The sequence below is a fragment of the Microcoleus sp. Pol12B4 genome (genome assembly GCF_036701385.1).
GTDB lineage: Bacteria > Cyanobacteriota > Cyanobacteriia > Cyanobacteriales > Microcoleaceae > Microcoleus.
The window spans coordinates 1-6,431 of the sequence record NZ_JAUBQR010000300.1; the positions used below are offsets into that span (position 1 = coordinate 1).

Consider the following 6,431-nt stretch of genomic DNA (forward strand, 5'->3'; position numbering starts at 1 on the left):
GGACGCGGCGACAAAGACGTGAACACTGTAGCGAAGGTTCTGAATATCTAGGTTAGCGGAATGTGGGGCGATCGCTCTGTAGGAATTGGTAACAATTAACTTTATTTCTCGTTTGATTTCATGTCCAAAGGTTTGATTTTGATGTGCTTGGGATTGTTGACAATCCTGCCAAAGTGTGACACCTCCATTCCTACGCGATCGCTGCCACAGACTCCCATGAATACTAATGTTGCTTCTAGTGCTATTACTAACTTAGAAAAAGCGGTTAACCAACAGATCAATCAATACCGAGCATCTAAAAAGTTGCCACTGCTGAGTATCGATCCGCGAATCAGTCAGATAGCAAGAATTCACAGCGAAAATATGGCTAGCGGTAAAGTACGTTTCAGCCACGATGGATTTGAAGGGCGGGCGAAGGCAATTACTCTTCCTTATCAAAGTGTAGCTGAAAACGTTGCTTACAATTTCGGCTTCAGCGACCCGGTACGCAATGCTGTTGAAGGTTGGATTAAAAGTGAGGGCCACCGCAAGAATATAGAAGGTCAGTTTAATGTGACCGGTATTGGGGTTGCGAAAAATGCCAAAGGGGAGTATTATCTTACTCAGCTTTTTGTTCGCAGCCGATAATTTGAAGGAAGAAAGAAGAAGCAAGAGGGAAGAAGGAAGAGGGCAGTCAACAGTTAACAGTTAACAGTCAACAGTCAAAAATTACTAATAATGGAATTTGCAGATTTTCAAGTGTGCGATGGTGATATTCCCGATTCTCTCTTATCTTATTATTTGACTGCGCCGGCGATCGCCGTTGATACGGAAACAATGGGTTTGCTACCTTGGCGTGATCGCTTGTGTTTGGTTCAGTTGTGCAATCCCGAAGGTAAAGTTGCAGTGGTGCGGATTGCCAAAGGCCAGACAGCAGCACCCAATTTAAAGAAGTTAATGGAAGCCGAAAATATTGAGAAAGTATTTCATTTTGCGCGCTTTGATATGGCAACAATGCGTTACAATTTAAGTATTGATATTGCACCAGTTTTCTGCACCAAGCTAGCTAGTAAACTTGCTCGAACTTATACCAACAAACACGGCTTGAAAGAATTAATCTTAGAACTTGAAAAGGTAGAATTAAATAAAACATCTCAAAGTTCCGACTGGGGAAATGCAACTAATCTTTCTGACGATCAACTAAATTATGCTGCTAACGATGTCCGCTATTTGCTAAGCGCTAAACAAAAGTTGACGGCTATGTTGCAGCGAGAAGAACGCTGGGAAATTGCACAACAATGTTTTCAGTGTTTGCCAGTTTTTGTGAGTTTGGATTTATTGCAGTACAATGATGTTTTTGAGCACGGGTAATACCATTTTAGATTTTAGATTTGAGATTGGGAATGACTGATTACTACCAGGATTTAGAGTACGGGCATAAAGTTCCATTCTTTTGGGGAACTTGTATAATATGCTGTCACCTCGCAGAACTGCCATCAAATTGGTTTGTAGTGAAGACGTGAGTTTTCATAAAACTCGCTTGGACTTTAGTCCTCACTACAAACGTAATTATTATTATTTGACCGGACTTGATGTGAGTTAAAAAAAATTCAAAACAGTCATGTATTGCTGATTAGGGCTACTCGGGATGGTGTTCGTGCAGCAAAGCTTCAAGTTGGTCGTCAACATCTCTAACCACCTGTTCCAAAGCGGGCAACCCCTCTAAAGGCACAGGAGAAAGCCGAGTTCGATCGCGAATTTGATTCACTTTCCGCTGCAATTCTTCGGCCAGCCGCAGTGCGTCCCGACTCAAAGTAGACAAATGCTGCTGCTGGTAAAACCTCAAAGCTGCCCCCCGCAAAACTTGCAGGGTGGCTTCTTCCTTGCCACCCACCGTCATTACCCGCAAGCGCAACAGCAAATGAGTATTTTGATATATGCGCTCAACTTCGACTTGTTTGGGCTGTTCCACCGGGCAAACAGGCATATCTGTCAGTCGCTTCAACTCGTCAATTACCTCTTGGAAAAGGACGATATCGATACCTTCGAGCATCGATTTCAAAACGCCATCTTGACTCCAAAGAATGCGACCTTGGGACTGGTGCCGCTCAAAAAACAGGCGGCCGATACCCTCTCGCAGCACTCTACCGAGCAATTCTTGCAGCAGTTGGGGCGCGGGCAAAGTTGCCACAACTTCGACTGGGCTTGACAAGTGCAAGGCCTCGACATTCAAAACCGATAGCTGTGTCGGTGTCGGGGAAACCTCAGCGCCAGCAGGTTTAAACCGCTCAGGAGCGGCCATCGACGGTTCTGGCAAAGACAGCAGCGTTGCTGCATTGGGGCCTGAAGTTGCTGATGTGGGATTTTTGGGTGTTGGGGCTGCGGCGGTTTCTGTCTGGCTCGGTTCTCGGAGCTGGTTCCCGTGCAGCAAGTAAGCTGAGAGCATCGAGCGCTGAGTTTCCGAGGCAATTAGCTCTGTTGTGACTGAGCAATTCATGTAAGCTAAAATCCGCTGCACGTAGTCCAAGGCGGAGTCATCTTGGGCATCGACTACACCCAATTTAAACAGATTACCTTCTAGAGATAAAGGCAAAACTTGATAGTAAAGGCAAGCTTCAAAGGGGACAACTGTGTCGATTAGGTGAAATATTCGATCGGAGTCCATTGTAGCTGCCGAGTCTGTTGAAGATGTATGTACCATTAGCTGCTTTGTAGTTGGAAGCGCGATCGAGCGCGACGCACCAACCTGATGCGATAAAATTAAACGCTGCAACTTCCCTGACGGAGGAATTGGTCTCACAACCGGAAGCTTTTATTAAAGAAAAATCCTTAGTCCCAGCATTTTCTCCCTTCTGTATTGCAGCCTCAAATTCTACCAAAAGATTGAGAACTAGATGATGACTAGCGCAGTCTAGACCCACTATCATCGATCGCCCGAGATTGATGCCCGTGGCTGGCAACAATAGAATTATGTCTTTAACGCACAAGTATTAGAGATGCACCACAACCGATGATTTACGGGCAACCGCTGAATTTAGGATTGGTTAAAAAATCCTCAAAAGTCGATCGTGCTGCTAGTATCTTACCTCAGAGAGTGGGCTGTGATCGTCTCGGAGCGCGATCGTCACGGCAGCGCTACGATATCTCGATCGCTCTAACCTGATTTGATACAAGGGGCGATCACGCGGTTTTCCACGGGGAAACTCGCAGTAATCTGTGGTTGTGAGGGAATTGATTTGTAGCGCGGATTCTGAAAAATGCTACCGCCCATTAACAATTAGCAATTGCCTGCCACCCATTACCAATCTACTCGTTGCGGAGCGATTGAGCTGCTAAATAGAGTTTGCTCCACTCGCCGATGACTTGATTGGTTTTCAGCTTTAATTCAGAGGCGATCGTCTCTACACTTTTCCCTGCTTTCAACGATTCTACCAACTGCCGCTGCACCGGCGTGAGGTTTTGTAAATATTGCTCCCACTGAGCCGGAGTCAAGCCCAAACTGTGTTCTTTGAGCGAAGTTTCCAGCCAGTTGGCTACTAATTCCGGTGCTTGTTTGACCGCAAAAACCCGAATCGCGTGGTAACTGACTTTTTCTCGCAAGCGGTAAATTTGCTTGATAGGAACCTTCAAATCCTCGGCAATTGCCTCTTGGGAACGGCCTTGCAGATAAAGCTGCAGCCACCGGGAAGCCAGCGGATCGACTTCAGCGGCCAAGTAATTCTCAAATTCTTGTTGGACAATCTGCCGCTGAGTTTGCTGCTCTTCCCAAGCTTGATTTTCTCGATACTCGGACATCGCCTGTTCGTCTAGCAGGCTGAGCGGTTCGTCTGTATCGTCGGGTAGAACCTGTTCAGACACCAGCCGCACCCAGTCTCCCGCAGGCACTTGCGTCAACCCGCCCCGCTGGGAACGCCGCAGGTAGTTGACAAAACGGTACACCAGCAGCGGCTGGTTGCGGATCGGCCGCAAACAGTATTCTTCGACGCTTGCTAGCAGCAAAGCATTTCGCAGGCGTCTGTCTGAGGTGCATTCGGCAATCCAGGCGACTTGAGAAAGCAGGTAGCGATCGGAATTGAGCATTTCCTGAATCACTTCTTGCAGTACCTCCACCGCACTCCGCTGTCTGTCGCGACTCAGGGAAACCCACGCTTGGATTTTTTGCCGGAGCACCACTAAACCGCCGAGCCGCCCGATCAAGTTGCGGTAAGCTTTTTCTGGCGGTACTCCCAGATACCGAGAAAGTAAAATTCGATATAAAAAGTCGATCGCCCCAGAGGCAACTGACAATTGAGTTGGGCTAAGAGTGTCAAATCTTTCGGGCTTGTCTCCCAACAGCCAGCGGACAACACTCTCGCGGGTGCTAGAATTTTCGTCCGGGCAATCTTGTTCAAGTCGTGACTTCCAATCTTGTGCCAGTCTTTCCGCCAAGGTCATGAGCTGTTGAGCTATTTGTCTTTCACCCCCGATTTTACGTGGTATCCTGGATTTTTGAGTATTTTTCAGATAATACGATCCTCTTCGAGGGCTTTCCTTCGGATCGCTTCGCTAAAGCCAACGCGCGATCGGATAAATTACCTTAAATTACCCTAAACAAAATTCCATTACGGTGCGATATGCCTAACTTTTTATTAGAACTCGGTACAGAAGAATTGCCCGCATCTTTTGTCGTAGGCAGCGCCCAGCAGTGGCAGCGACTTGTACCTGCAACGCTGGCAGAAGAATCCTTGACAAATGACTCTATTAATGTATACGCTACTCCGAGGCGTTTTGCCGTTCTCGTGAAAGGGCTGCCAGTTCAGCAATTAGATAGAGAAGAAGAGGTAAAAGGGCCACCGGCGAGTTCGGCTTTTAAAGATGGCAAACCGACGAAAGCAGCGGAAGGTTTTGCGAAAAAGCAGGGCGTAGAAATTGAGGCTTTGGAAGTTCGCGCTACCGATAAAGGCGATTTTGTATTTGTGCTCAAAAAGATTCCGGGGCGGATGACAGCGGATATTTTGACAGAACTTGTGCCGCAGTGGATTAATAAGTTAGAAGGCAAAAGATTTATGCGGTGGGCTGACGGAGATTTGAAGTTTCCACGCCCGATTCGATCGCTAGTGGCACTGTTGGATGATACTGTACTGCCAATTACATTGGTGAGCGGTTCGGATACGGTCAAGAGCGATCGAATTTCCCAAGGGCACCGGGTGTTACATCCGCAGCCTGTCTCGATTCCGCAAGCCGAGGATTATGTCGAGTGTCTACGGGCTGCTTGCGTGGAGGTCGATCGAACCCAGCGCAAAAATCAAATTAAAGCACAAGTAGAAGCCGCAGCGACAAAACAAAGCGGTTACGCCGACATTACGGAAGACTTGTTAGAAGAAGTCACAGACTTAGTAGAATGGCCGAACGCAGTTGTCGGGAAATTTGACGACGAATTTTTGATATTGCCGCCGGAAGTAATCACCACAATTATTGTCACAAACCAGCGGTATTTTCCAATTCTCAAAAGCCCTGATTATCCTGAACTGCTGCCCTATTTCATTACAATTTCCAACGGCGACCCGGCTAAAGCCGCGATTATTGCCACCGGTAACGAGCGAGTAGTGCGGGCGAGATTGGCAGACGGTCAGTTTTTCTACAAAGCAGACTTGGTAAAGCCTCTAGAGGATTATTTGCCAAAGTTGGCAACAGTTACTTTCCAAGAAGATTTGGGGACTGTACGCGCAAAAGTCGATCGGCTGTGCAAGATTGCCAGCCTCATCACCAACCAACTGCAAATCACAGGCGAAGAACAAGCTTACATCGCAAGAGCAGCCTTACTTTGCAAAGCCGACCTCGTAACCCAAATGGTTTACGAACTTCCCGAAATGCAAGGAATCATGGGGCAGAAATACGCCTTAGCAAGTGGCGAATCGGAAGCAGTAGCCACAGCGATTTTTGAACATTATTTGCCCAAAGGGGCGGGCGACAATTTACCCCAAACTCTCGCAGGTCAAGTTGTCGGAATAGCCGATAAATTAGATACTTTAGTCAGCATCTTCGGCTTGGGAATGTTGCCGACTGGTTCATCCGATCCCTTCGCTTTGCGCCGCGCCGCTAATGCAATAATTAACATTATTTGGGCAGCTCAGTTGCCTATCAATTTGCACCAGTTGCTTGCAGAAGTTGTTGCCGAATTTACTGCAGCACGCCCAGAAACACCTGCGGAGTTGCTATCACAGTTATACGAGTTTTTCTTACAAAGAATTCGGACTTTGTTGCAAGAAGAAAAAAATGTAGATTATGATTTGGTAAATGCAGTTTTGGGAGAAAACGACCCAGAATATACTGAACGAGCATTGAGAGATTTGTTGGACGCACTGGAAAGAGCACTTTTTCTGCAAGAAATCCGCAATAACCAGACTTTGGATCTAATTTACGAAACAGTCAACCGTTCAACTCGTTTGGCGGCTCAAGGTGATTTGGATAAA

At 47.0% G+C, this 6,431-nt stretch carries 5 protein-coding genes; 3 read left to right on the plus strand and 2 right to left on the minus strand.

What is annotated here, in order from left to right; all coding sequences use genetic code 11:
• Nucleotides 1-120: 120 nt before the first annotated feature.
• Nucleotides 121-627, plus strand: a complete 507-nt coding sequence (locus QUA38_RS26640) for a CAP domain-containing protein (protein ID WP_333167215.1) — start codon at nucleotides 121-123, stop codon at nucleotides 625-627.
• Nucleotides 628-717: 90 nt separating this feature from the next.
• On the plus strand, nucleotides 718-1,350 hold the full coding sequence (locus QUA38_RS26645) for a ribonuclease D (RefSeq protein WP_333167218.1): 633 nt from the start codon (nucleotides 718-720) through the stop codon (nucleotides 1,348-1,350).
• A gap of 268 nt (nucleotides 1,351-1,618) precedes the next feature.
• Here QUA38_RS26645 and QUA38_RS26650 read toward each other — a convergent pair whose 3' ends face one another.
• Both QUA38_RS26650 and QUA38_RS26655 read right to left on the minus strand, forming a co-directional pair.
• A complete protein-coding gene (locus tag QUA38_RS26650; RefSeq protein WP_333167220.1) occupies nucleotides 1,619-2,779 on the minus strand; it encodes a hypothetical protein in 1,161 nt (386 codons plus the stop codon).
• A 506-nt stretch (nucleotides 2,780-3,285) separates the two neighbouring features.
• Nucleotides 3,286-4,413, minus strand: a complete 1,128-nt coding sequence (locus QUA38_RS26655; protein ID WP_333167222.1) for a HetZ-related protein 2 — start codon at nucleotides 4,411-4,413, stop codon at nucleotides 3,286-3,288.
• Nucleotides 4,414-4,592: 179 nt separating this feature from the next.
• Between QUA38_RS26655 and glyS the strand changes: the two genes are divergently transcribed.
• Nucleotides 4,593-6,431: glycine--tRNA ligase subunit beta (gene glyS / locus QUA38_RS26660; protein WP_333167224.1), on the plus strand; the 1,839-nt coding region annotated here is incomplete at its 3' end.